This is a genomic window from Leifsonia sp. 563, from assembly GCF_040545055.1.
GTDB lineage: Bacteria > Actinomycetota > Actinomycetes > Actinomycetales > Microbacteriaceae > Leifsonia.
The window spans coordinates 451,147-476,253 of sequence record NZ_JBEPLE010000001.1 but is presented as its reverse complement, the minus strand read 5'-3'; the positions used below and the strand labels follow the sequence as shown (position 1 = coordinate 476,253).

General features: G+C 69.6%; 22 protein-coding genes. 20 read left to right on the top strand and 2 right to left on the bottom strand.

Translation table 11 applies throughout. The features are described from left to right. Nucleotides 1–68: 68 nt before the first annotated feature. From ABIC47_RS02370 to ABIC47_RS02345, 6 genes are all read left to right on the top strand, one after another. Nucleotides 69–566, top strand: a complete 498-nt coding sequence (locus ABIC47_RS02370) for an EVE domain-containing protein (protein ID WP_231374464.1) — start codon at nt 69–71, stop codon at nt 564–566. Continuing rightward, complete coding sequence (locus ABIC47_RS02365) at nt 563–1,168, top strand: 2-phosphosulfolactate phosphatase (protein WP_018192011.1); 606 nt, start codon at nt 563–565, stop codon at nt 1,166–1,168. Before ABIC47_RS02370 ends, ABIC47_RS02365 begins: the two co-directional genes overlap by 4 nt. 43 nt (nt 1,169–1,211) lie before the next feature. Then, nucleotides 1,212–1,514, top strand: a complete 303-nt coding sequence (locus ABIC47_RS02360; protein ID WP_018192010.1) for a DUF427 domain-containing protein — start codon at nt 1,212–1,214, stop codon at nt 1,512–1,514. A 15-nt stretch (nt 1,515–1,529) separates the two neighbouring features. Then, the gene (locus tag ABIC47_RS02355) at nt 1,530–2,696 is read left to right on the top strand and encodes a PQQ-dependent sugar dehydrogenase (protein ID WP_354476811.1); all 1,167 of its coding nucleotides are present in this window, start codon (nt 1,530–1,532) and stop codon (nt 2,694–2,696) included. 156 nt (nt 2,697–2,852) lie between these two features. After that, complete coding sequence (locus ABIC47_RS02350) at nt 2,853–3,326, top strand: hypothetical protein (RefSeq protein WP_018192008.1); 474 nt, start codon at nt 2,853–2,855, stop codon at nt 3,324–3,326. A gap of 48 nt (nt 3,327–3,374) precedes the next feature. After that, nucleotides 3,375–3,872: a SprT-like domain-containing protein gene (locus ABIC47_RS02345; RefSeq protein ID WP_018192007.1), complete on the top strand. Its 498-nt coding sequence runs from the start codon at nt 3,375–3,377 to the stop codon at nt 3,870–3,872. A 30-nt stretch (nt 3,873–3,902) separates the two neighbouring features. On the opposite strand, the gene ABIC47_RS02340 is transcribed toward ABIC47_RS02345, so the two are convergent. Next, complete coding sequence (locus ABIC47_RS02340) at nt 3,903–4,511, bottom strand: GNAT family N-acetyltransferase (protein WP_354476808.1); 609 nt, start codon at nt 4,509–4,511, stop codon at nt 3,903–3,905. Nucleotides 4,512–4,701: 190 nt separating this feature from the next. Here ABIC47_RS02340 and ABIC47_RS02335 point away from each other — a divergent pair, with 190 nt between their 5' ends. Genes ABIC47_RS02335 through ABIC47_RS02320 form a run of 4 tightly spaced genes read left to right on the top strand, consistent with a single transcriptional unit; the run spans nt 4,702 to nt 7,644 of the window. Further along, nucleotides 4,702–5,358, top strand: coding sequence for a CGNR zinc finger domain-containing protein (locus ABIC47_RS02335; RefSeq protein WP_354476806.1), 657 nt, complete (start codon nt 4,702–4,704; stop codon nt 5,356–5,358). Further along, nucleotides 5,355–6,116 carry a LamB/YcsF family protein gene (locus tag ABIC47_RS02330; RefSeq protein ID WP_354476804.1) on the top strand — a complete coding sequence of 254 codons (762 nt, stop codon included), beginning with the start codon at nt 5,355–5,357 and terminating at the stop codon, nt 6,114–6,116. The genes ABIC47_RS02335 and ABIC47_RS02330 overlap by 4 nt, the downstream gene beginning before the upstream one ends. After that, complete coding sequence (locus tag ABIC47_RS02325; RefSeq protein WP_354476802.1) at nt 6,113–6,742, top strand: 5-oxoprolinase subunit B family protein; 630 nt, start codon at nt 6,113–6,115, stop codon at nt 6,740–6,742. Before ABIC47_RS02330 ends, ABIC47_RS02325 begins: the two co-directional genes overlap by 4 nt. Then, a complete protein-coding gene (locus tag ABIC47_RS02320) occupies nt 6,739–7,644 on the top strand; it encodes a 5-oxoprolinase subunit C family protein (protein WP_354476800.1) in 906 nt (301 codons plus the stop codon). The genes ABIC47_RS02325 and ABIC47_RS02320 overlap by 4 nt, the downstream gene beginning before the upstream one ends. A gap of 18 nt (nt 7,645–7,662) precedes the next feature. On the opposite strand, the gene ABIC47_RS02315 is transcribed toward ABIC47_RS02320, so the two are convergent. Next, nucleotides 7,663–8,544, bottom strand: a complete 882-nt coding sequence (locus tag ABIC47_RS02315; RefSeq protein ID WP_354476798.1) for a spermidine synthase — start codon at nt 8,542–8,544, stop codon at nt 7,663–7,665. Between the two features lie 187 nt (nt 8,545–8,731). On the opposite strand from ABIC47_RS02315, the gene ABIC47_RS02310 reads away from it, so the two are divergent. From ABIC47_RS02310 to ABIC47_RS02265, 10 genes are all read left to right on the top strand, one after another. After that, complete coding sequence (locus ABIC47_RS02310) at nt 8,732–9,247, top strand: hypothetical protein (protein WP_018192000.1); 516 nt, start codon at nt 8,732–8,734, stop codon at nt 9,245–9,247. A 40-nt stretch (nt 9,248–9,287) separates the two neighbouring features. Beyond that, nucleotides 9,288–10,454 carry a sensor histidine kinase gene (locus ABIC47_RS02305; protein ID WP_354476796.1) on the top strand — a complete coding sequence of 389 codons (1,167 nt, stop codon included), beginning with the start codon at nt 9,288–9,290 and terminating at the stop codon, nt 10,452–10,454. After that, nucleotides 10,451–11,119, top strand: a complete 669-nt coding sequence (locus ABIC47_RS02300) for a response regulator (RefSeq protein WP_354476794.1) — start codon at nt 10,451–10,453, stop codon at nt 11,117–11,119. Before ABIC47_RS02305 ends, ABIC47_RS02300 begins: the two co-directional genes overlap by 4 nt. Before the next feature lie 52 nt (nt 11,120–11,171). After that, on the top strand, nt 11,172–12,251 hold the full coding sequence (locus tag ABIC47_RS02295) for an SDR family oxidoreductase (RefSeq protein ID WP_354476792.1): 1,080 nt from the start codon (nt 11,172–11,174) through the stop codon (nt 12,249–12,251). 301 nt (nt 12,252–12,552) lie between these two features. Further along, entirely contained in the window at nt 12,553–16,050 is a 3,498-nt protein-coding gene (gene rpoB / locus ABIC47_RS02290; protein WP_018191996.1) for a DNA-directed RNA polymerase subunit beta, read from the top strand. A gap of 47 nt (nt 16,051–16,097) precedes the next feature. After that, nucleotides 16,098–19,973 carry a DNA-directed RNA polymerase subunit beta' gene (rpoC, locus tag ABIC47_RS02285; RefSeq protein ID WP_018191995.1) on the top strand — a complete coding sequence of 1,292 codons (3,876 nt, stop codon included), beginning with the start codon at nt 16,098–16,100 and terminating at the stop codon, nt 19,971–19,973. Between the two features lie 167 nt (nt 19,974–20,140). Next, the gene (locus ABIC47_RS02280) at nt 20,141–20,365 is read left to right on the top strand and encodes a hypothetical protein (protein WP_018191994.1); all 225 of its coding nucleotides are present in this window, start codon (nt 20,141–20,143) and stop codon (nt 20,363–20,365) included. Between the two features lie 186 nt (nt 20,366–20,551). Then, the gene (locus tag ABIC47_RS02275; RefSeq protein WP_354476789.1) at nt 20,552–22,219 is read left to right on the top strand and encodes a GspE/PulE family protein; all 1,668 of its coding nucleotides are present in this window, start codon (nt 20,552–20,554) and stop codon (nt 22,217–22,219) included. Between the two features lie 8 nt (nt 22,220–22,227). Beyond that, the gene (locus tag ABIC47_RS02270; protein ID WP_354476787.1) at nt 22,228–23,697 is read left to right on the top strand and encodes a type IV pilus twitching motility protein PilT; all 1,470 of its coding nucleotides are present in this window, start codon (nt 22,228–22,230) and stop codon (nt 23,695–23,697) included. Beyond that, the gene (locus tag ABIC47_RS02265; RefSeq protein WP_354476785.1) at nt 23,697–24,920 is read left to right on the top strand and encodes a type II secretion system F family protein; all 1,224 of its coding nucleotides are present in this window, start codon (nt 23,697–23,699) and stop codon (nt 24,918–24,920) included. The genes ABIC47_RS02270 and ABIC47_RS02265 overlap by 1 nt, the downstream gene beginning before the upstream one ends. Nucleotides 24,921–25,107 lie beyond the last annotated feature (187 nt).

Sequence of the window (25,107 nt, the reverse complement as noted above, 5' to 3'; positions counted from 1 at the left end):
CATCCATGCGTCGAATGGGATGCGGCGCTTTCGACACGAGTGACGGTGGTGTGCGCTACAACGGGAGCATGGCGATCCGTTACTGGCTGGGCGTTGTGCAGCTCGATCACGTGCTGCGTGGCGTCGCCGGCGGCTTCGCCCAGGTCAACCACGGCGCCCGGGCTCCCCTGGAGCGGATGGGCCCGGCCGACGGTTTCGTGTATTACTCGCCGCGGGCGACGTATCCGGATGGCGAGCCGCTCAAGCAGTTCACGGCCGTAGGCAGACTGGCCGACGACGACGTGTTCCAGGTGACGCAGGGGCCGGCGATGCAGGGTCCGGCGTCGGACTTCAAGCCGTGGCGGCGACGGGTCGAGTGGGATCACGACGCCGTGGCGACGCCCATCCGCCCGCTGCTCGGCGCTCTCGACTTCACGCGCGACAAGCCGGACTGGGGCTACCAGCTGCGCCGCGGGCTCATCGAGCTGTCCCGGCACGACTTCGAGCTGATCCGCCGGCAGATGCGTCCGTCACCGGGCGAAACACGGCCGCGGCGCGGCGACCACCGCATTACGATGGCCCGGTGACTCAGCCGACCCCTCTCGACTCCGACACGATCTCCGCCGAGATCCCGGCCGCGCACCGCCAAGCCAAGTACCAGGTGCGGTTCGACTGGGCGGCCGACGGTGCCGCCGCCGTCGCGGCCGACGCCGACGTGGTGGTGTGGGTGGATGCGCTGGCCGACACTCCTGCGCCCGAGCTGCCCGGCGACGGCGCCGTGCTGGCCGCCGGACTGACCGACGCCACCGCCGTCGCCCGCTGGATCCTCGCCGAGCAGGTCCGTCTCGGCCGGCGCGCGATGATCGCCCTCGTGGCCGCCGGAGGTGCGACCCCGTCCGGCTCGACCCGCTTCGCCGTGGAGGACCTGCTGGCCGCGGGTGCCCTGGTGGATGCGCTCGCCTCCGTCGGCATCGACTACTCCTCGCCGGAGGCTGCGGCGGCCTGCGCGGCGTTCACCGGTCTGCGGGGCGCTGTCGCGCACCTGCTGACGGCGTCCGTGTCCGGCCAGGAGCGGGTGGCCGCGGGCGCCGGCCCGGCCGACATCGCCCCCGCCGGACGGCTCGACTCGTCCGACGCTGTGACGGTGCTCCGAGCTCCCCGGCAGAACGGTGCGCTCCCGGCGGAATGATCGCCCGTCGGCGTACGTTGCCGTGCACAGGAGGTTTTAATCGATGAAAGCCGTGCTGAACGACACCGTGATCGCCGAGGCCCCGCAGGAGGACCTCATCCGCATCGAGGGCAACTGGTACTTCCCTCCGGCGAGCGTCAATTCCGAGTACCTCGTAGAGAGCGCCACCCCTTACACGTGTCCGTGGAAGGGCGAGTGCCAGTACTTCTCCGTGAAGTCGGATGACGGTCTGCTGCAGGATCGCGCGTGGAGCTATCCCACTCCGTACCCGAGCTCCTTTGACCGGGTGGGCAAGGACTACAGCAATTACGTCGCGTTCTGGAAGGACGTCCGCGTCGTCGACTGACGACCGGGAGTCGCGATGTTCCGTCACGGCCGCCGCCTGAGCCTCCTGGCTCTGGCGGCGGCCGCGCTCGTTCTGGCGGGATGCTCGACCCCGCCTCCGACGCCGACGGTCACGCGCACGCCCACAGCGACGCCGCGGCCGACCGGCACCTCGGCTGCGGTCGCCGCGATCCCCTGGCAGCCGAGCGGGCAGACGACCGTGCTCGAGACGGGGCTGGAGTCGCCCTGGTCGGTCGTCCCGCTGCCGAGCGGGTCGGCGCTGATCAGCGAACGCGACTCGGGCACCATCCGGGAGCGGCTGCCGCAGGGCGGACTCCGCACGGTCGGCAGCGTCCCCGGCGTCGTCCACACCGGCGAGAGCGGCCTGCTCGGGCTCGCGGTGCAGGCCGAGTCCGCACCGAAGTACCTCTACGCGTACCTCACCACCGCCGACGACAACCGGGTCGTGCGGCTGTCCCTGTCCGGGGTGCCGGGCAGCTACGCGATCGGGGCGCCGGAGCCCGTGCTCACCGGCATCCCGAAGGCGTCGAACCACGACGGCGGTCGGCTCGCATTCGGCCCCGACGGGATGCTCTACGTGACCGCAGGGGACGCCTCGAACCCGGGCAACGCCCAGGACGTCGCCTCGCTCGGCGGCAAGATCCTGCGGATCACGCCGGAGGGTCAGGTGCCGGGCGACAACCCGTTCCCCGGCTCGCCGGTCTGGTCGTACGGGCACCGCAACCCGCAGGGGATCGGCTGGGATTCGCGCGGCACGATGTGGGCGAGCGAGTTCGGCCAGAACACCTGGGACGAGCTCAACATCATCCGTCCGGGCGCGAACTACGGATGGCCCACCGTCGAGGGTGTCGGGGGCGACCCGAAGTACACGGACCCTGTGTACCAGTGGCCGACGGACGCGGCGAGCCCCAGCGGCCTCGCGGTCGTCGGCGACACGATCTTCCTGGCTGCACTGCGCGGCGAGCGGCTGTGGACCGCCTGGCCGACCGATGGCGCCGCCCCCGTGACCGCGGCACCGTTCTTCGACGGCGAGTTCGGCCGGCTGCGCGACGTGGTCGCCGTCGGTGACCGCTTGTGGCTGCTCACGAACAACACCGACGGGCGCGGTTCGCCCCGTTCCGGCGACGACCGGCTCGTCGAGGCGCCGCTCGTTCCGGCGCAGGCGGTCAAACGCCCCGGCTGACCTTCACCCGGGTGCGGCCGCTCCTGCGGGTAGTCTTGGGGGGAACCACCGATCGGGAGCAGAACCCTGAGCATCATCCTCGGATACGATCCGACCACCCTGCGCGAACGCGTCGATCTGCGCGCTGCCGGCGAGCGTCTGGAGGAGCTGGGCAGCTTGCGCAGTCTCAGCGCGCTCAACGAGAAGACCGTTCTGCTGCGGCTGCTGGGCCGGCTCGACGAGGCGATCGAGATCGGCAACGAAGCGGTCCGTCAGGCGCGCTTCACCGGCGACCGCGAGCAGCTGCTCGGAGCGCGCATCCGCCGTGCCCAGGTGCTGCAGTACCAGGGCAAGTCCGATGAGGCCGTCGTGGAGTTGACCGGATGCGTCGACGAGGCGCGCGGTCGCGAGTGGACGGCGCTGGAGGCGTTCGCCATCCAGAGCCGGGGCAAGGTGTACTTCGACACCGGCGACTACGAGAACGCGCTCGCCGACATGACCGCGGCCGTCTTCCTGCGCGAGAAGCTGGGCGCGTCGCCGGCCGAGATCCAGGCGGCGCTGACCGCGGTCGCCGTCGTGCAGTCTGCGCTCGACGCCCAGCGCGGAGCCGCACGCGGGGAACGCGGCGAGGGCGACCCCGATCACGCGTAGGATGCACGTCATGGAGGTAGGGAGCGCTCCGGACGGGACCCGTCGCTGATGGCCGAACTCGACCGCGTGCGCCGGTGGGCGGAGGCGCTGATCGCCCTGCACCTCGACCCGGCCGTGTGGAGCTTCGGTTTCGACAACGCCAAGACGCGCGCCGGCCTCTGCAACTACACGTCGAAGCGGATCACGGTCTCGCGGTACCTGGCGGCTCGGTACGAGGACGACGAGATCCACCAGATCCTCCTCCATGAGGTTGCCCACGCGCTCGCCGGTTCCCGCGCCGGGCACGGGCCGCGCTGGCGCGCCATCGCGCTCGACCTCGGATACGAGGGCAAGCGCCTGCACGGCGGGGCGATCGCCGACGACCTGGCGCCATGGGTGGGCACCTGCCCGAACGGGCACACGCACTATCGCTACCGGAAGCCGGCGCGCGCGCTCGCCTGCGGTGCGTGCAGCCGCCGTTTCGATGCCGCGAACCTCATCTCCTGGCAGCACCGCGAGGTGTCGCCGGCGCAGCGGCGCACGGCCGCGGCGGCAGCGACCGAGTAGCGGTCCCGGCGGCTGTTCGCGGCGACGCCGTCAGGCGTGCGCGACGCCGAGGCGAGCGTCCAGGCCGTCCCGCACGCTCGGCCATTCTTCGCTGAGGATGGAGTACACGGCCGTGTCGCGCCAGGTCCCGTCCGCGCGCAGCTGGGTGTGTCGCAGGACGCCCTCGAACTGCGCGCCGAGGCGGAGGATGGCCGCGCGGGACCGCGCGTTGAGCACATCCGCCTGCAGCTTGACGCGCTCGAAGCCGTGGTGGAACGCCGTCCCGAGCAGCAGCCGCTTGGTCTCGGCGTTCACCAGCGTGCCCCAGGTCTCGGGCGCGTACGCCGTCCAGCCGATGTGGGCGGAGCGGTTGGCGAGGTCGAAGTCGCCCAGCGTGGTCGTGCCGACCAACCGGTCGCCGTCGCGGAGCACGACGGCGGTCACGTTCGCGGTGTCCCAGGCGAGGTAGCGGAGGATGAACTCCCGCCACTCCTCGTAGGTGTCGCGATAGGCCGCTGGACCGCCTCCCCAGCCTCCGGCGAAGACTTCGGGATGCCCGATCGCATCGAACAGGTCCGGCAGGTCGTCGAGGGTGAGGGCGCGCAGGCGGACGGTCACGCCCTCGAGCGGAGCGGCCGGGTCCGGGCGGGTGGCGGTCATCCGCCCAGTATGCCAGGGCGTCGCTGGCCGCTTCCGGTCCGTTGCCCGACCATCCGCGGGTCGCAACGCGCCGTTATGGCGCGCCCATAACGGCGTGTTGCGACCCACGGACGGTGGCCGGTCGGCGGCTAGGCTGGCGGAGGTAACGCCCGCGTCGAGAGGCCCGCTGGTAACCGACTATGTTGGTTACATGGCGACGGAAGCGATTCTCACCCGAGGCACCGGTCAGTGGATGGAACCGAGCGACGGTCAGCGCTGGTGGTTCGACTCCGGGTCGCTCGCGCTCGACTTCGCCTACACCGGTGAGTTCGCGCACGCGGCCGACACCGACGGCGACGCCGACCCCGACCGGCACGCCGTCCGCGACGCCCACGGCCTCAACGCGTGGCTGGTCGAGAGGTTCCCCGAGGTCGCGCCGACGGCGGGGGACCGCGAGTTCCGCGACGCGCGCACCCTCCGGACCGCGATCGGCCGCCTCGCCCGGCAGGCCAGCCGCGGCGACGAGTTGTCGCCCGACGACATCGACGTCGTCAACCTCTTCGCGGCGACTCCCGACATCCCGCCGGTCCTCGCCGGTGGCGGCCGCCAGGCGGGGCGCACGAACGCCCGTCCGCATCAGGCCCTCGGTACCATCGCGCGGGATGCGGTGCGCCTCTTCGGCCCGGACGTCGACGGCCGCATCCGCGAGTGCTCGGCCGACGACTGCGAGCTCGTCTACCTCGACACCTCGCGCAGCGGCACCCGGCGCTGGTGTTCGATGCAGCGCTGCGGCAACCGCGCGAAGGTGCGTGCGCACCGCGCTCGTGCGGCCCGCGGACCCGGGGCGCACGCCACAATAGGGGCATGAGCCGTTCCGTCGACCTCAACAGCGACCTCGGGGAGTCGTTCGGCGCCTGGTCGATGGGCGACGACGCCGCACTGCTGCGGATGGTCTCCAGTGCCAATGTGGCCTGCGGGTTCCACGCCGGCGACCCGTCGACGATGCTCGCGACCTGCCGCGAGGCTGCCGCGAACGGCGTGACCGTCGGCGCCCACGTCTCCTATCGCGACCTCGCGGGATTCGGGCGGCGCGCGATGGACGTGCCCGCCGGCGAGCTCCGTGACGAGGTGCTGTACCAGCTTGCCGCCCTCGCGGGCCTCGCCCGGGTGGCCGGAACCTCCGTACGCTACGTGAAGCCCCACGGCGCCCTCTACAACCGCATCGTGCACGACGCGGGTCAGGCGCGGGCCGTGGTGGATGCGGTGGTCGCCTTCGACCCGACGCTCGCCCTGCTCGGACTGGCCGGCTCCGCCGTCGAGCGGGCGGCCGGCGAGGCCGGAGTCCGGTTCGTCCGCGAGGCGTTCGTCGACCGCGGCTACCGCTCCGACGGCACGCTGGTGCCGCGCACCGACCCGGGCGCGCTGCTCTCCGATGACGGGGAGATCGCCGCGCGGGCCGTGCGCATGGTCACCGAGGGCCGCGTCGTCGCCGCCGACGGCACCGACATCCCCGTCGGAGTCGACTCGTTGTGCGTTCACGGCGACACCCCGGGCGCGGTCGCGATGGCGCTGGCCGTGCGCGACGCGCTCGCCGAAGCGGGCGTGAGTGTGGAGCCGTTCGCGTGACCGCGCGCATCCTGCCCTACGGCGACCACGCCCTGCTCGTGGAGCTGGACGGGCTGGATGCCGTGCTCGCGCTGTTCCGCGGGCTCGAGGCATCCCGACCGGACGGCGTCGTGGAGCTGGTGCCCGCCGCCCGCACGATCGCGGTCGTGGTCGAGCCGCGCATCCTCCCGCTCAGCGCTGCCCGCGGTTGGGTCGAGCGCACCGCGCCGCTTCCCGCCGGGGCGGTCGACGAGCGGGTCGTCGAGCTCGACGTCCGCTACGACGGCGACGACCTCGCGGAGGTCGCCCGGCTCACCGGGCGGACCGAGGCGGAGGTCGTCGCGTTCCACACCGGCACCCCGTGGCGGGTCGCGTTCGGCGGCTTCGCGCCCGGCTTCGCCTACCTGGTGAGCGACGGCCCGGCGGGCGCTGACGCGCTGGAGGTCCCGCGCCGGGCGACGCCGCGCACGGCGGTGCCGCCGGGGTCGGTCGGCCTCGCAGGGACGTTCAGCGGTGTCTACCCACGGTCGAGCCCGGGCGGCTGGCAACTCATCGGCCGCACCCACGCGACGCTGTGGGATGAGACGGCCGATCCTCCCGCGCTGCTCCGGCCGGGAGCGGTCGTGCGCTTCCGGGAGGTGCGATGAGCGGCCTGCGCATCGTGAGCCCTGGTGCCCTCACGCTCGTCCAGGATCTCGGGCGCCCCGGCTTCGCCGCCCTCGGCGTCGGCCGGTCGGGTGCCCTCGACCGCGCCGCGCTGCGGCTGGGCAACCGGCTGCTGGGCAACGACGAGGGCGACGCCGGGCTCGAAGTGCTCCTCGGCGGGTTCGAGGCGCGCCTCGAGCGCGACGCCTGGTTCGCTGTGACCGGGGCGACCGGCCCGCTGCTCCTCGACGATCGCCCGGTGGATGCGCACCAGGCTGTGCGGGCGCGGCCCGGACAGCTCCTGCAGATCGGGTCCGCGACGGCCGGACTGCGCTGGTACCTGGCCGTGCGCGGCGGGGTAGCCGTGACTCCGGTGCTCGGGTCACGCTCCCGCGACACTCTGGCCGGTCTCGGGCCTGCACCTCTGCAGGTGGGCGAGCTGGTGCCGATTGGCGAGCATCCCGGCTCCGACGTCCCGTTGCTGGACTTCGTCCCGGTCGCCGACCCAACGCCCGAGGCTGTCGAGGTGCGCGCTCACCCGGGCCCTCGGGCGGACTGGTTCACCCATCGGGCACTGGAGTCCTTCTTCTCCGTCGAGTGGCGCGTCGCCGCCGAGAGCGACCGCATCGGCGCGCGGCTCGACCCCGTGCGGGCGCCCGCGCACGCGGCGGGCGTGACGCCGCATCCCGATCCGCTGCTGGAGCGGGCGATCCGTCACGAGCTCCCGAGCGAGCCGATGGTCGCCGGCGCCGTGCAGGTCTCGCCCGATGGTCGCCCGACCGTGCTGCTCGCGGACCATCCGGTCACCGGCGGGTACCCGGTGATCGCCGTGGTGGCCGACGGCTCGCTCGATGCGTTCGCCCAGCTGCGGCCCGGCCAGCCGGTGTCTTTCCGGCACGCCTGACGGCGCGGCGCAGCGCGCTCAGTCACGGCGCGTGCCCGTCTGGAAGATGCTGCGCGCGGGAGGCGGCGACGGCACGCTGGTCGCGTCGGTCACGATCGGCGCGCCCGCGGCGAACGTCCGCAGCTCCTCGCCCGCCACGGCCTTCGCGGGATGCGGCCCGCTCGCCAGCAGGCGCGGCAGCCACTCCAGGGGGAGCGGCGAGTTCGATCCGACGAGCACCACGTTCCCGAAGCGACGGCCCTTCAGCACCTGGGTCTCGGCGAGCGCGGCGACATTCTCGACGACCGAGCCGAGCGTCGACACCTGGCTGCGGGCGAAGCTGAGCGGCGGTCCGTCCGCGACGTTCACGAGCACGATGCCGTCCGGCTTGAGCAGCGAGACCGCCGAGCGGTAGAACTCGGCGCTCGTGACGTGGGCGGGCGTGCGCGACCCGCTGAAGATGTCCACCACCAGCAGATCGACCTCGCCGCGCAAGCCGTTCGGCAGCTTGCCGACGACCTCGCGCGCGTCGCCGTGGCGGATGCGGATCTGGGCGTACCGGGGGAGCGGGAGCTGCTCGCGCACCAGGTCCACCAGTCGGCTCTCCAGTTCGACGACCTGTTGCCGCGAACCGGGGCGCGTGTAGGCGATGTACCGGGGAAGTGTCAGCGCACCCGCCCCGAGGTGCACGGCCGTGATGGGCTGGCCGGGGTCGCCGATCAGGTCGATGACGTTGCCCATCCGCTGGATGTACTCGAAGAAGAGCTGGGACGGGTCGTCGAGGTTGACGTGCGACTGCGGGGTGCCGTCGACGACGAGCTGGTAGGCGCCGGGCACGAACCGGTCGGGCTCAACGGTCGCCAGGTAGCCGCTCTCCGAGAGGACGACCGAGGGGTTCTGGGGGGTCGGGTTCGGAGACACACCGGCAGCCTAGTCGCGGTGGATGCGCACAGAAGCGCCGCGATCTCCACGCGTGACCTCCACCTGCGATCTCCACCCGGCCTCCACCCGCAGGCGGTGCCGCCCGGAACGGCGGGACGCGACGCTGGAGTGGTGCCGGATACTCCGGCCAGGCTCCGCCCAGCATCCGCTCTTCCGAAAGGCGATCATGACCGTCCAGACCCTCGGCAACGCTCTCCTCATCCTGCTGCTCATCGGATGGGTCGGCTACCGGCAGCTGACCTGGCGGCCCGTGGTGGTCGCGAAGATGTGGCGGATGCCCGTCATCCTCGCCGTCGTCGGCGCGGTGCAACTCGTGCAGCAGGTGAAGCCGACGACCATCACCCCGCTCGACATCGCGGTGGTCGCCGGCGAGGTCGTGCTCTCCCTCGCCATCGGTGCGTGGATCGGCGGGATCGCCCACTTCCGCCGCCTGCCCGAGCCGGTCGTCGGCAAGAACCCGTCCGAGGTGGCCGTCTACGAGTCGCGCACCGGCGTGTTCGGTCTGGTGCTGTGGGTGGCCGTCATCGCGGTCCGTGTCGGGGTGGACGTGCTCGCAGCCCAGGCCGGGTCGCACCTGGTGGCCGCGACCGGCATCATCCTGCTGGTCTTCGCGGCGAACCGGCTCGCCCGCACCGCGGTGTTCGCCGCGCGCCTCGACCGTCACGCCGCCCTCGCCGCGTGAACCGGCGGCGCGCGGAGGCCTCGGGCAGCATGATGGTCGAGTGAACGTCTCCGTCCGCCCCAGCTGGCTCGCCCTGGCCCTGACTGCCGTCGGCGCCGGGGCCATCGGCTACGCGCTGATCCGTACCCACACCGAGCATCGCCCGGTGTGGGTGCTCGTCCTCGGGCTGATCTCCGTGGTGCTGTGGGTGGTGCGCAGCGCGCTGGCGAAGGCCGGACTCCGTCGCACCGCTTTCGCCTGCGCGGTGGTCGTCGTTGTCGTCGGCGCGCTGGTCGCGGCGCCCACGGACGGTCTCACGGTCGTCCCCGCCGCGATCGGCGTGCTCGTCGTACTGGGCGACCCACGGGATCCGCTGTGGCTCGGACTGCTCGTCGGCGGCGTCGGCATCGCCCTGGTCGCGGTCGGCGCCGTCCCCAGCGGGACCGACATCCCGAACCTCCTCGGCATGATGGGCGGGATGCTGCTGGGCGTCTTCGCCGGTCTCAGCCGGCGGCAGTTCCGGGTGGCGGAGGAGCAGGCGGTTCTCCTCCGCGAGCGCGCGGTCGCGATGAAGGAGGAGGCGTCGCGCATCGCCATCGCACGCGACCTCCACGACGTCCTGGCGCACAGCCTCGGCGGGCTCGTCATCCAGCTGGATGCGGTGGATGCGCTCCTCGAGTCCGGCGACACCGACGGCGCCCGCTCGCGGGTGGTCGCCGCCCGCGGCCTGGCCGCCGACGGGCTCGGTGAGGCCCGTCGCGCCGTCGCCGCCCTGCGCGACCCGGAGCCCGCCGGCGCGGAACCGGTGCCGGCCGCCGCGCTCCGGGCGGCCCTGGACGACCTGATCGCGGCGCACCGCTCGCTCGGCGGGCGGGCGGATCTCCGGGTGACGGGCGCCGGCACGGACCTCACCGCGCAGCAGGCCGAGGCGTTGCAGCGCGCGTTTCAGGAGGCCTTGAGCAACGCCCGAAAGCATGCGCCCGGCCAACCCGTCGCGGCCGAGCTGGTCTGGCAGGATGACCGCGTGCGCCTCATCGTCTCCAATCCGCTCCCGGCGACCCCCGCCGGCGCGGTCGGATCCCCGGTGTCGGCGCTCGCCGCATCCGGCGGCCACTACGGGCTCGAGGGGATGGGCGAGCGCTTCGCTGCGCTGCCGTCCGGTGGCTCGGTTCAGGCCGCAGCGGTCGACGGCCGGTTCGTCCTGACGGCGGAGGCGATGCTGCGGTGACCGGCGAGGCGCGCATCCGGGTCGCGGTCGCCGACGACCAGGCGATCATCCGCGACGGCCTGGTCACCGTGCTCGGCCTGCTGCCCGACATCGAGGTGGTCGGCGAGGCCGCCGACGGCGAGGAGGCGGTCGCGCTCGCCGTGGCCGCGCATCCCGATGTCCTGCTCATGGACCTCCGGATGCCGGTGCTCGACGGCGCGGGGGCGACCGCCCGCGTGCGCGAGGTCGCACCGGAGACCGCGGTGCTCATCCTCACCACGTACGCCGACGACGAGTCGATCGTCGGTGCGCTGCGTGCGGGGGCGCGCGGCTATCTGACGAAGGACGCCGGCCGAGCCGAGCTCGCCGCGGCCGTGCGTGCCGTCGCCAGCGGGCAGACGACGCTTGCTCCGGAGGTCGGCGCCCGGGTCATCGGCGCGCTCACCGGCGCTGCGCCCGCTCCGGTCACCGAGGTGGATGCGGCAGGCGCCCTGCTCGCCCGCTTCCCCTCGCTGACGCGTCGCGAGGCCGAGGTGCTCGCCTTGATCGGCGACGGACTGAGCAACGCCGAGATCGCGCGCACCCTCTTCGTCAGCGTCGCGACGGTCAAGACGCACATCAACGCGATCTTCGCCAAGCTCGCCGTGCGCGACCGCGCGCAGGCGATCGCGCTCGTCCGCTCCTGACGGGCCGCCCGCCCCGCTTCCCAACGGCACGCCCCCGGGGAAGGATGGGGGAGTGAGCGACCCGAACGCGGCAACGCCGCCCTCCACCCCGCCGGCCGACCTGGTGCTCGTGACCGGCGGCTCCGGATTCCTCGGCGCGCACTGCATCCTCGCGCTGCTCGACGCCGGCTACCGGGTGCGCACCACGATCCGCACACCCGCGCGGGCCGCGGACGTCCGGCAGCAGCTCGCGGCCGGCGGCGTCGACGACCCGGGCGACCGGCTCGAGTTCGCCATCGCCGACCTGACCTCCGACGACGGATGGGCCGACGCCGTCGCCGGCTGCAGGTTCGTCCTGCACGTCGCCTCGCCGTTCCCCTCCTCCCAGCCGAAGGACGCGGACGACCTGATCGTCCCGGCGCGCGACGGCGCCCTGCGTGTGCTGCGTGCCGCCCGGGACGGCGGCGTCGAGCGCGTCGTGCTCACCTCATCCTTCGCGGCGATCGGCTACGGGCATCCGCCGACCGACCGGCCCTTCACCGAGGAGGACTGGACCGACCTCGACAGCGGCCGCCGGCTGAGCCCGTACGTGCAGTCGAAGACCATCGCCGAGCGCGCGGCGTGGGCCTTCGTCGCGGCGGAGGGCGGAGGCCTCGAGCTCGCCACCGTGAACCCGGTCGGCATCCTCGGCCCGGTGCTCGGCCCGGACATCTCGACGTCGGTCGAACTGGTGCGCCTGGTGAAGGAGGGACGCCTCCCGCGCCTTCCCGACGTGCACTTCGGCATCGTCGACGTGCGCGACGTCGCCGCACTCCACCTCCTCGCCATGACGCGGCCGCAGGCCGCCGGGCAGCGTTTCCTCGCCATCGCCGGCGAGGTCATGTCGGCGCAGGAGGTCGCGCTGCTCATCCGCGGTCATCTCGGCGAGGCGGCAGGCCGACGGGTCAGCACCAAGCTCATGCCCGAGTGGATGCTGCGAGCGGTCGCCCCGTTCAGCCGCCGCGTCCGCGACTCCCTCCCCGACATCGGGACGGCACGGCGCGCCACCGCGCAGAAGGCGATCACCGTGCTCGGCTGGGCTCCGCGATCCCGTGAAGAGGCTGTCATCGCGACCGTCGACACCCTGCCGACGTACCACCCGCGCCAGCGCTGAATCCGGCCGGATCTCCGGCCGGGAGCCCCGGGAATAGCACCGCGAGAGTCGCGTTATACATCAGGACGTGTCTCCGGTCAAGAAAAGACTGGACACGGCGCGTCCGATTGACATATAGTTGTTCTTTGCGCTCCCAGTCAAACTTCTGCCTTCATATTGCGGTCGGCTCTGACTTTCTCCGCGTGTGCCTGGGCCCGTTCTTTCGGGTCAGATACGGCAGCGCGACGTGACTGGGAGTTCTCGTCCTGATAGATACACGACCGACAGTAACTGGCCCGACGGGGCCCCGGAGGTTATTTCCTTGGCTGCTGCGCGCAACGCAACCAACACCGACAAGACACCCAAGAACGGACGAGCCGCATCCCGACTCTCCTTCGCCAAGATCACGGACACCCTGACCGTTCCCGATCTGCTCGCACTGCAGACCGAGAGCTTCGACTGGCTGGTCGGCAACGACGCGTGGAAGGCTCGCGTCGCAGAAGCCGAGGCCCAGGGCCGTCAGGATCTTCCCGCCAACACGGGCCTCGAGGAGATCTTCGAGGAGATCTCTCCCATCGAGGACCTCGGCGAGACCATGCAGCTCTCGTTCACGAACCCGTTCCTCGAGGAGAAGAAGTACTCGATCGACGAGTGCAAGGAGAAGGGCAAGACCTACGCTGCCCCGCTCTACGTCGAGGCCGAGTTCATGAACCACCTCACCGGTGAGATCAAGACCCAGACGGTCTTCATGGGCGACTTCCCGCTCATGACCGAGAAGGGCACCTTCATCATCAACGGCACCGAGCGTGTCGTCGTCTCGCAGCTCGTCCGCTCCCCGGGCGTGTACTTCGAGGCCACCCCCGACAAGACGTCCGACAAGGACATCTTCTCGGCACGCGTGATCCCGAGCCGCGGTGCGTGGCTCGAGTTCGAGATCGACAAGCGCGACCAGGTCGGTGTCCGCATCGACCGTAAGCGCAAGCAGTCGGTCACGGTGTTCCTGAAGGCCCTCGGCCTCACCAGCGAGGAGATCCTCTCCGAGTTCGCCGGGTACCAGTCCATCGAGCTGACCCTCGAGAAGGACGCCATCCTCACCAAGGAGGAGGCGCTCAAGGACATCTACCGCAAGCTGCGTCCGGGCGAGCAGGTCGCCGCCGAGGCCGCGCGTGCGCTGCTCGACAACTTCTACTTCAACCCGAAGCGCTACGACCTCGCCAAGGTCGGCCGTTACAAGATCAACCGCAAGCTCGGCCTCGAGGCCCCGCTGTCGGAGTCGGTGCTGACCGTCCAGGACATCATCGCCACGATCAAGTACCTGGTCGCCCTGCACGACGGCCAGACCACGATCAAGGGTCTCCGCAACGGCGTCGAGACGGACATCCGCCTCGACATCGACGACATCGACCACTTCGGCAACCGTCGTATCCGCGCCGTCGGCGAGCTCATCCAGAACCAGGTCCGCACCGGTCTGTCCCGCATGGAGCGCGTCGTCCGCGAGCGCATGACCACGCAGGACATCGAGGCGATCACGCCGCAGACCCTGATCAACGTGCGACCCGTCGTCGCGGCGATCAAGGAGTTCTTCGGGACGTCGCAGCTGTCGCAGTTCATGGACCAGAACAACCCGCTCGCGGGTCTGACCCACAAGCGTCGCCTCTCCGCGCTCGGCCCCGGTGGTCTGAGCCGTGAGCGTGCCGGCGTCGAGGTCCGTGACGTCCACCCGTCGCACTACGGCCGCATGTGCCCGATCGAGACGCCGGAAGGCCCGAACATCGGTCTGATCGGCTCGCTCGCATCGTTCGCGCGGATCAACTCCTTCGGCTTCATCGAGACGCCGTACCGCAAGGTCGTCGACGGCCGGGTCACCGACCAGATCGACTACCTCACGGCCTCCGAAGAGGACGACTTCGTCGTCGCGCAGGCGAACGCCCCGCTCGACGCGAACGGCCACTTCGTGGAGGAGCGCGTCCTCGCCCGTCAGAAGGGCGGCGAGGTCGACCTGATCCCCGCCGAGGAGATCGGCTACATGGACGTCTCGCCGCGCCAGATGGTGTCGGTCGGTACGTCGCTGATCCCCTTCCTCGAGCACGACGACGCCAACCGAGCCCTCATGGGTGCGAACATGCAGCGCCAGGCGGTGCCGCTGCTCCGCTCGGAGAGCCCGGTCGTCGGAACCGGTATGGAGGGCTACGCGGCCATCGACGCCGGTGACGTGATCACCGCCGAGAAGTCCGGTGTCGTCACCGAGGTCTCGGCCGACGCGGTCACCGTCCAGGCGGACGACGGCACGTACCAGACCTACTACCTGCGCAAGTTCGACCGCTCGAACCAGGGCACGTCCTACAACCACCGCGTGATCGTGGACGAGGGCGACCGCATCGAGCAGGGCGAGGTCGTCGCCGACGGTCCCGCGACCGAGAACGGCGAGCTCGCGCTCGGCAAGAACCTGCTCGTCGCGTTCATGCCGTGGGAGGGTCACAACTTCGAGGATGCGATCATCCTCAGCCAGAACCTGGTGAAGGACGACACCCTCTCCTCGATCCACATCGAGGAGTACGAGGTCGACGCCCGCGACACCAAGCTCGGCAAGGAGGAGATCACCCGCGACCTCCCGAACGTCAGCCCGGACCTCCTGGCCGACCTCGACGAGCGCGGCATCATCCGCATCGGCGCCGAGGTGCGCCCCGGCGACATCCTCGTCGGCAAGGTCACGCCGAAGGGCGAGACCGAGCTGTCGGCCGAGGAGCGCCTGCTCCGCGCGATCTTCAACGAGAAGAGCCGCGAGGTGCGCGACACCTCCCTCAAGGTCCCGCACGGCGAGGAGGGCACCGTCATCGGTGTCAAGGTCTTCGACTCGCAGGACGGCGACGACGAGCTCGGCTCCGGCGTGAACCAGCGCGTGGTGGTCTACATCGCTCAGAAGCGCAAGATCACCGCGGGTGACAAGCTCGCCGGCCGTCACGGCAACAAGGGCGTCATCTCCAAGATCCTTCCGGTCGAGGACATGCCGTTCCTCGCCGACGGGACCCCGGTCGACGTCATCCTCAACCCGCTGGGTGTCCCCGGTCGAATGAACTTCGGTCAGGTCCTGGAGATCCACCTCGGGTGGATCGCCAAGAACGGCTGGGAGATCAAGGGCAAGCCGAAGTGGGCCGCTGAGCTCCCCGAGGCCGCATTCTCGGCCGAGCCGAACACGAAGGTCGCGACCCCGGTGTTCGACGGCGCGAAGGAGGAGGAGATCGCAGGTCTGCTCGACTCGACCCTCCCGACCCGCGACGGCGACCGCCTGATCGGCTCCTCCGGTAAGACGCAGCTGTTCGACGGTCGCTCCGGCGAGCCGTACCCGGACCCTGTGTCGGTCGGCTACATGTACATCCTGAAGCTGCACCACCTGGTCGACGACAAGATCCACGCCCGTTCGACCGGTCCGTACTCGATGATCACCCAGCAGCCGCTCGGTGGTAAGGCGCAGTTCGGTGGTCAGCGCTTCGGTGAGATGGAGGTGTGGGCCCTCGAGGCCTACGGTGCCGCGTACGCGCTGCAGGAGCTCCTGACCATCAAGTCGGATGACATCCTCGGCCGCGTCAAGGTGTACGAGGCCATCGTCAAGGGTGAGAACATCCAGGAGCCGGGCATCCCGGAGTCCTTCAAGGTGCTCATCAAGGAGATGCAGTCCCTCTGCCTGAACGTGGAGGTCCTGTCGGCCGACGGCCAGGCGGTCAGCCTGCGCGACTCGGACGACGAGGCCTTCCGCGCCGCGGAGGAGCTCGGCATCAACATCTCCTCCCGCTTCGAGTCGTCGTCGATCGACGAGATCTAAGCGGCAGCCAGACCTACTGACGAATCTTCCATAGGAGAGAAGGAACATTGCTCGACGCAACAACTTTTGACGAGCTGCGTATCGGCCTGGCCACCGCTGACGACATCCGTCGTTGGAGCTATGGCGAGGTCAAGAAGCCGGAGACCATCAACTACCGGACCCTGAAGCCGGAGAAGGACGGACTCTTCGGCGAGCAGATCTTCGGACCGTCCCGCGACTGGGAGTGCTCGTGCGGCAAGTACAAGCGCGTCCGGTTCAAGGGCATCGTCTGTGAGCGCTGCGGCGTGGAGGTCACCAAGTCCTCCGTCCGTCGTGAGCGCATGGGCCACATCGAGCTCGCCGCCCCGGTGACGCACATCTGGTACTTCAAGGGTGTGCCCAGCCGTCTCGGCTACCTGCTCGACATGGCGCCGAAGGACCTCGAGAAGGTCATCTACTTCGCCGCGTACATGGTCATCGAGGTGGATGAGGACGGCCGTCACGCCGACCTCCCCGGCCTTGAGAACGAGCTGCGCCTCGAGATCAAGACGCTGTCCGACCAGCGCGACGCCCGCGTCGCCGAGCGTCTGCAGCGCCTCGAGACCGACCTCGCCGCGCTCGAGGAGGAAGGCGCGAAGGCCGACCAGAAGCGTCGTGTCAAGGACACGGCGGAGAAGGAGATGGGCCAGATCCGCAAGTCCTTCGACGAGGACATCGCCCGCCTGGAGCGCGTGTGGGAGTCGTTCCGCACCCTCAAGGTCGGCGACCTCAAGCCCGAGGACGCGGACTTCAACGAGCTCGTCGACCGCTACGGCCTGTACTTCGAGGCCTACATGGGCGCCGAGGCGATCAAGCGTCGCCTGCAGGCATTCGACCTGACCGCCGAGGCCGAGCTGCTCCGCGAGCAGATCGCCAACGGCAAGGGCCAGAAGAAGATCCGCGCGATCAAGCGACTGCGCGTGGTCTCGTCGTTCCTGGCGACCGGCAACTCGCCGGCCGCGATGGTCCTCGACGTCGTCCCGGTGATCCCGCCGGAGCTGCGCCCGATGGTCCAGCTCGACGGTGGCCGTTTCGCCACCAGCGACCTGAACGACCTGTACCGCCGCGTGATCAACCGCAACAACCGCCTGCGTCGTCTGCTCGACCTCGGTGCTCCCGAGATCATCGTGAACAACGAGAAGCGCATGCTGCAGGAGGCCGTCGACGCCCTGTTCGACAACGGCCGCCGCGGTCGTCCCGTAACCGGTACCGGCAACCGCGCCCTCAAGTCCCTCAGCGACATGCTGAAGGGCAAGCAGGGTCGCTTCCGCCAGAACCTGCTCGGTAAGCGCGTGGACTACTCGGGCCGTTCGGTCATCATCGTGGGTCCGCAGCTCAAGCTGCACCAGTGCGGTCTGCCCAAGCAGATGGCTCTGGAGCTGTTCAAGCCGTTCGTCATCAAGCGCCTGATCGACCTGAGCCACGCTCAGAACATCAAGGCCGCGAAGCGGATGGTGGAGCGTTCGCGCCCGCAGGTGTGGGACGTGCTCGAGGAGATCATCCGCGAGCGCCCCGTGCTGCTGAACCGTGCACCTACCCTGCACCGTCTGGGCATCCAGGCGTTCGAGCCGCAGCTCGTCGAGGGCAAGGCCATCCAGCTCCACCCGCTCGTCTGCGCCGCGTTCAACGCGGACTTCGACGGCGACCAGATGGCGGTGCACCTGCCGCTGTCGGTGGAGGCTCAGGCCGAGGCCCGCATCCTGATGCTCGCCTCGAACAACATCCTGAAGCCGTCGGACGGCCGCCCGGTCACCCTGCCCTCGCAGGACATGATCATCGGTCTGCACCACCTCACCACCGTCCGCGAGGGCGCTGTGGGCGAGGGTCGCGCGTTCTCCTCGGTCTCCGAGGCGATCCTCGCGAAGGACCAGGGCACGCTGCACCTCAACGCCAAGGTGAAGATCCGTCTGGACAACTACGTTCCGTCCGACGCGGCCGACACCGGTGCCACCCCGATCACCGCCATCGTGGAGACGACCCTGGGCCGCGCCCTCTTCAACGAGACGCTCCCGGCGGACTACCCCTACGTGGAGGAGGTCGCCGACAAGGGCACGATCTCGTCGATCGTGAACGCCCTCGCGGAGCGGTACCCGAAGGTGGAGGTCGCCGCGGCGCTCGACCGGATCAAGGACGCCGGCTTCTACTGGGGCACCCGCTCGGGCGTCACGGTGTCGCTGAGCGACATCCTGACCCCGCCGAACAAGGCGCAGATCGTGGCCGGCTACGAGAAGAAGGCCGCCAAGATCACCTCCGAGTTCGAGAAGGGTCTGACGACCGACCTCGAGCGTCGCCAGGAGCTGGTGAAGATCTGGACCGAGGCGACCAACGAGGTGGCCGAGGCCATGCGCGCCAACTTCCCGGCGGACAACACCATCAACCGCATGGTGACGTCCGGTGCCCGTGGTAACTGGCTGCAGGTCCGCAACATCGCCGGTATGCGTGGTCTGGTGAACAACCCGAAGGGTGAGATCATCCCTCGTCCGATCATCTCCTCGTACCGCGAGGGGCTGTCGGTGGCGGAGTACTTCATCGCGACGCACGGTGCCCGTAAGGGTCTGGCCGACACGGCTCTCCGTACGGCGGACTCGGGCTACCTGACCCGTCGTCTGGTGGACGTCTCGCAGGATGTCATCATCCGTGAGGACGACTGCGGCACGACCAAGGGTCTCGACCTGCCGATCGCAACGGTCGGTGCGGACGGCGCCCTCACCCGTGACCCGAACGTCGAGAACTCGGTGTTCGCCCGCACGCTGGCCGCTGACGCGGTCGGCACGGACGGCACCGTGGTCGCGAAGGCGGGCGACGACGTGGGCGACGTGCTCATCGACAAGCTGGTCGCGGCCGGCGTCACCGACATCAAGGTCCGCTCCGTGCTGACCTGTGAGTCGGCGGTCGGCGTCTGCGCCGCCTGCTACGGCCGTTCGCTCGCGACCGGCAAGCTGGTGGACATCGGCGAGGCGGTCGGCATCATCGCCGCCCAGTCGATCGGCGAGCCCGGAACGCAGCTCACCATGCGTACGTTCCACACGGGTGGTTCGGCCTCCGCGGACGACATCACCCAGGGTCTGCCGCGCGTCCAGGAGCTGTTCGAGGCTCGTACCCCGAAGGGTGCGTCCCCGATCGCCGAGGCCGCCGGCCGCATCGTCATCGAGGAGACGGACAAGTCCCGTAAGGTCATCCTGACCCCGGACAACGGCGACGAGCCGCACGTCTACCCGGTGCTGAAGCGCTCGACCCTCCTGGTGGAGGACGGGCAGCACGTCGAGCTCGGCCAGCAGCTGATCGTCGGCACCGTCGACCCGAAGGAGGTCCTCCGGGTCAAGGGCGTCCGCGAGGTGCAGAAGCACCTGGTGGGCGGCGTGCAGGGCGTCTACCGCTCGCAGGGTGTGCCGATCCACGACAAGCACATCGAGGTCATCGTCCGCCAGATGCTCCGCAAGGTCACCGTCGTCGACCACGGCGACACCGACCTGCTGCCGGGTGAGCTCGTCGACCGTTCGCGGTACAACGAGATCAACCGTGCTGCGCTGCAGGAGGGCAAGAAGACGGCGTCCGCCCGTCAGGAGGTCATGGGTATCACCAAGGCCTCGCTGGCGACCGAGTCGTGGCTGTCGGCCGCGTCCTTCCAGGAGACCACCCGCGTCCTGACGCAGGCGGCCATGGAGGGCAAGTCCGACCCGCTGATCGGTCTCAAGGAGAACGTCATCATCGGTAAGCTCATCCCGGCCGGAACGGGTCTGTCGCGCTACCGGAACGTCTCTGTGGAGGCGACCGAGGAGGCCAAGGCGGAGCGGTACCCCAACCGCATCTTCGCCGACGACTCCGCGTTCAGCGAGAGCGACCTGAGCTTCGTCGACTTCGACAGCTTCAGCTCGGACGACTACACCCCGGGCACCTACAACTAAGCAGGTACCCGTACGACGAGGCCCCCGGCGCACTGCGCCGGGGGCCTTCGTCGTTCCCGGGCCGTTCGCCCCCGCCGCCGCGAGATTTGCGCCAAATCGCTGTAATGCGGCCGCCATAACGACGATTTGGCGCAAATCTCGCGGGGTCGACCTGGGAGAATGGGACCATGTGGCGCCAGCTCTTGCAGTACACGGACACCGCGGGGCGGGCCATGCTCGGCTTCGGTGCCGTGCTCCTGGTGGTCGCCGTGGTCAGCTTCGTCGTGGGCATCGCGCAGGCCGTCTCCGGCCACGCCGCCGCGACCCTCCCGTACTGGCTGACGACGATGGGCTGCGCGGTCGTCGCCGGCATCCTCGTGTACCTGGCGAGCCGTCGCGGAAAGCTGGGCTGAGAGGGCGCCAGCTTCACCCGATCGGGTGGCCCCCACCGGTGGGGCACCCTCTCGCGGGGCTGTTTCCCCAGGCACGCTGCCGGTTACTGTGGCAAGGCCCCGCCTCGACCCGGAGCAGATCCGGGTCGAAGCGCGCCCTGTCGTGACGCCCGAAGCTCGGCAGGATCCCTATCCGAGGAGGTCCCCGTGGCGTCCATGACCGAGATCCTCATCCTTCACGGCCATCTGCCCATCGAATACCTCGACGCCGTCTCGGCGTCAATGTCCGACGACACCGTCGCGCGCGATCTGCTCGAACGGGGCGTCATCACGTCCACCCAGCTCGCTCATGCGCGGGCGGCGCAGGCGGGCGTGGCTTTCGTCGAGCTCGTCGACTACCCGGTCGACCGCACGGCCGTCGCGAGTGTGAGCAGTGCGATCTGCCGACGGCATTCCGTCCTGCCCATCGCCCTGGATGCGGGCACGCTGATTCTTGCCATGGCCGACCCGGGCGACGTCTTCGCGATCGACGACGTCCGCGCCGCGGCGCGGATGCCCGTCCAGGTGGTGGTCGCCGAGCCCGCGGACCTCGCAGCCGCCATCGACCGCCACATCCGCGCCGACGACGAACTGAACGACCTCTCCACCACATTCGAGGAGGAGACCGCACCGGCGCAGGACCCCGCCGCATCGATGGAGGAGTCCCCGGAGGACGAGGCGCCCATCGTCCGCTTCGTCAACCTCATCGTGAGCCAGGCGATCCAGGACCGCGCGTCCGACATCCACATCGAGCCGGGCGAAGACGCCTTGCGCGTCCGCTACCGCATCGACGGGGTACTCCACGAGATGCAGAGCGCGCCCAAGTCGGTGCAGAACGGCGTGATCTCGCGACTGAAGATCATGAGCGACATCAACATCGCCGAGCGCCGCAAGCCGCAGGACGGGCGAATGTCGGTCGTCCACGGCGGACGGCAGATCGACCTGCGCGTAGCGACGCTTCCCACCGTGTGGGGAGAGAAGGTCGTCATGCGCATCCTCGACAACACCAACACCTCGCTGACGCTCACCGACCTGAACCTGCTCGAGCGCAACCTCGAGACCTTCCGCACCGCCTACACCAAGCCGTACGGGATGATCCTGGTGACCGGTCCGACCGGTTCCGGCAAGTCGACGACTCTGTACACGACATTGAACGCGGTCTCGAAGCCGGAGATCAATGTCATCACGGTGGAGGACCCGGTCGAGTACCGGATGCCCGGCATCAACCAGGTGCAGGTCAATCCCAAGGCTGGGCTCACCTTCGCCAGTGCGCTGCGCAGCATTCTGCGCAGCGACCCGGACGTCGTGCTGCTCGGCGAGATCCGCGACCACGAGACCGCGCAGATCGCCATCGAGGCTTCGCTGACCGGCCACCTCGTGCTTTCGACCCTGCACACCAACGACGCACCGAGCGCCGTGACGCGGCTGACCGAGATGGAGATCGAGCCGTTCCTGGTCGGCTCGGCGCTCGATTGCGTGGTCGCCCAGCGCCTCGCACGCCGGCTGTGCGAACGCTGCAAGAGTCCGGCGTCGTACGCGGCCGACGACTTGCGTCGCCTCCGTTTCCCGATGACCGCGGAGGGGGAGCCGCCCCTGATCTACGGCCCGGTCGGCTGCACCGCATGCTCGAACACCGGCTACCGCGGACGTCTCGCGGTCCACGAGGTCATGGCGGTCACCGAGGAGATCGAAAGGCTGACTGTGGAGCGCGCATCCAGCGCGGAGATCGGACGAGCGGCCAGGGAGCAGGGCATGCTCACGCTTCGTGAGGACGGCTGGGAGAAGGTCAAGCTCGGCCTGACGTCGGTCGACGAGATCATTCGAGTGGTGGCCTAGGAGGACACATGGCGACGGACGGCAGCAGTGACGGATGGGGGATCCCGGGACCGGGCGACCCCCGGCCGATCTACGAGATCCCGGTAGTGGCTCCGCGCGCGGACGACCTGTGGTCGCCCACCCCCGCGCCGGCCACCCCTCCGGTGACGCAGGCCCCGCCGTCGCCGGCCGGCCGTCACGGGTTCGCGGCAGGACCGAGGGAGGCGGAGCCGCTACCGGCGTCGCCACCCGCGTCGGCGCCGCAGGTGTCGGATCCGTCGGCGACCAGCCTCGCCGACGAATACGACACCTCCACTCTGACGCCCGCCGAACGCGAGGCGCTCAGTGCCGCGGATTCGGAACTCGTGGCGGCGCTCCGCACCGTCGTCGCCTCGCGCGCCTCCGACCTTCACGTGACGGTGGGCGCAGCGCCGATGATCCGTGTCGACGGCTCGCTCACTCCAGCGGGATCCCACGAGCCGTGGGGACACGAGCGAACACGCGCCGCCCTCTTCAGTCTGCTGAACGAACGGGAGCGCGCCGCGTTCGAACGGGAACTCGAGCTGGATTTCGCTTTCACGATCTCGGCGAATTCGCGCTTCCGCGTCAACCTCTACCAGCAGCGAGGCGCTGTCGGCGCGGCGTTCCGCCTCATCCCGACCGAGATCAAGGGGCTCGTCGAGCTGGGCGTCCCGGAGAGCGTCGGTCAGCTGTCACAGCTCCCGCGCGGCCTCGTGCTCGTCACCGGACCGACCGGCTCCGGCAAGTCGACGACGCTGGCTGCACTCATCGATCTGGTGAACTCGACCCGTGCCGATCACATCGTCACGGTCGAGGACCCGATCGAGTTCATGCATGTGCACAAGAAGTCGATCGTGAACCAGCGCGAGGTGGGCCACGATACCCGGAGCTTCGGCAACGCGCTCAAGCACGTGCTCCGCCAGGACCCCGACGTCATCCTGATCGGCGAGCTCCGCGATCTCGAGACCATCTCCGTCGCGCTGACAGCGGCCGAGACCGGCCACCTGGTCTTCGCCACCCTCCACACGCAGGACGCACCGCAGACCATCGACCGTGTGATCGACGTGTTCCCGCCCCACCAGCAGCAGCAAGTCCGCGCGCAGCTCGCCGCGACCCTCCAGGGCGTCATCTGCCAGACACTCGTGAAACGGGCATCGGGCCGTGGCCGAGCCGTCGCGACCGAGGTGCTGATCATGACGCCCGCCATCGCCAACCTCATCCGTGAGGGCAAGACCTACCAGATCGGCTCGATGATGCAGGCGGGCCGTGGATCGGGGATGCACACGATGGACCAGCACCTCGCCGATCTCGTCAACAGCGGCCAGATCACTCACGCTGCGGCGCTGGAGAAAGCGCACGACGTCGAAGGCATCAGACGGCTGATCCAGCGCACCGACTCGCCGACGGACCAGGCAGCGCGCGCGTTCGCCGCGAGCGGTCCCGATTACGGCGACTCCTACTCCCAGGTGGTGCGCTGATGGCCACCCTGCAGGCGTACGCGTACCGCGGTCGCAATGCGGAGGGCCGCATCGTCAAGGGCCGGATCGACGCCGCCAGCGAGGGGGCGGTCGCTGCGCGCCTGCGCGTCATGGGACTCTCTCCTATCGCCATCGCGGAGGCGGACGCCACCGGCCTGAACCGGGAGATCAACCTCGGCTTCGGCTCCGGGGTCAAGCTCAAAGACCTGGCCATCATGAGCCGACAGATGAGCACCATGATCGGCGCCGGTCTGTCGCTCCTGAAGACCCTCACCGTGTTGTCCGAGCAGACGGAGAACAAGAAGCTCGCCAAGATCCTCGTGGACGTCACGGAGCAGGTGGAGGCGGGCACGGCCCTCTCGGACGCCTTCCGGAAGTACGACGACGTCTTCCCACCGCTCATGGTCAATATGGTGCGCGCCGGCGAGACCGGCGGCTTCCTCGACGGGGCCCTCGACTCCGTTGCGACCAACTTCGAGAAGGAGGTCAAGCTCCGAGGAACGATCAAGTCGGCTCTGACCTACCCCGTGATCGTCCTCATCATGTCGGTCCTCGCCGTCGTCGGCATGCTGCTGTTCATCGTCCCGGTGTTCGACAACATGTTCAAGAGCCTGGGCGGCCAGCTCCCGCTGCCCACGGAGATCCTGGTCGTGATGTCGCACAACATGGTGTGGCTCGGACCGCTGCTGCTCGTTCTGGTGGTGGGCTTCGCCTGGTGGTGGAGCCGAAACAAGCACGAAGAGCGGGTCAGGCGTGTCGTCGACCCCATCAAGCTGAAGACGCCCGTCTTCGGCAAGCTCCTCAAGAAGATCGCCATCGCCCGGTTCAGCCGGAACTTCTCGAACATGATCGGGGCCGGTGTCCCGATCCTCCAAGCGATCCGCATCGTGGGGGAGACCAGCGGCAATTACGTGATAGAACGCGCCCTCGTGGCGGTGGCGGAGTCCGTGCGGCAGGGCGAGTCGATCGCCCGCCCCCTGCAGGACCACCCTGTGTTTCCTTCGATGGTCACGCAGATGATCGCCGTGGGCGAGGACTCCGGCTCACTGGAGACGATGCTCGACAAGATCGCGGACTTCTACGACCAGGAGGTCCAGGCGTCCACCGAGCAGCTCACCGCCATGATCGAGCCGCTCATGATCGCGTTTCTCGGGGTCGTGATCGGCGGGATGGTCATCGCGCTCTACATGCCCATCTTCCAGATCTCCAGCCTGATCAAATAACAGGCGTGAGCTATACCACGACCACCCGCGGTTGTCCTCGATCTCGAGGACAACGCGCGTGATTCACCCTCGCTTTGGGGTCATGATCAGGGGTTAAACCCCCCACTCAAGGGATTCTGGCAGGGATTCCAGCGCCCATACCATCGTCAGCGAGCGGGGCCACCACCTCCGCCCACCCCGCATCCTT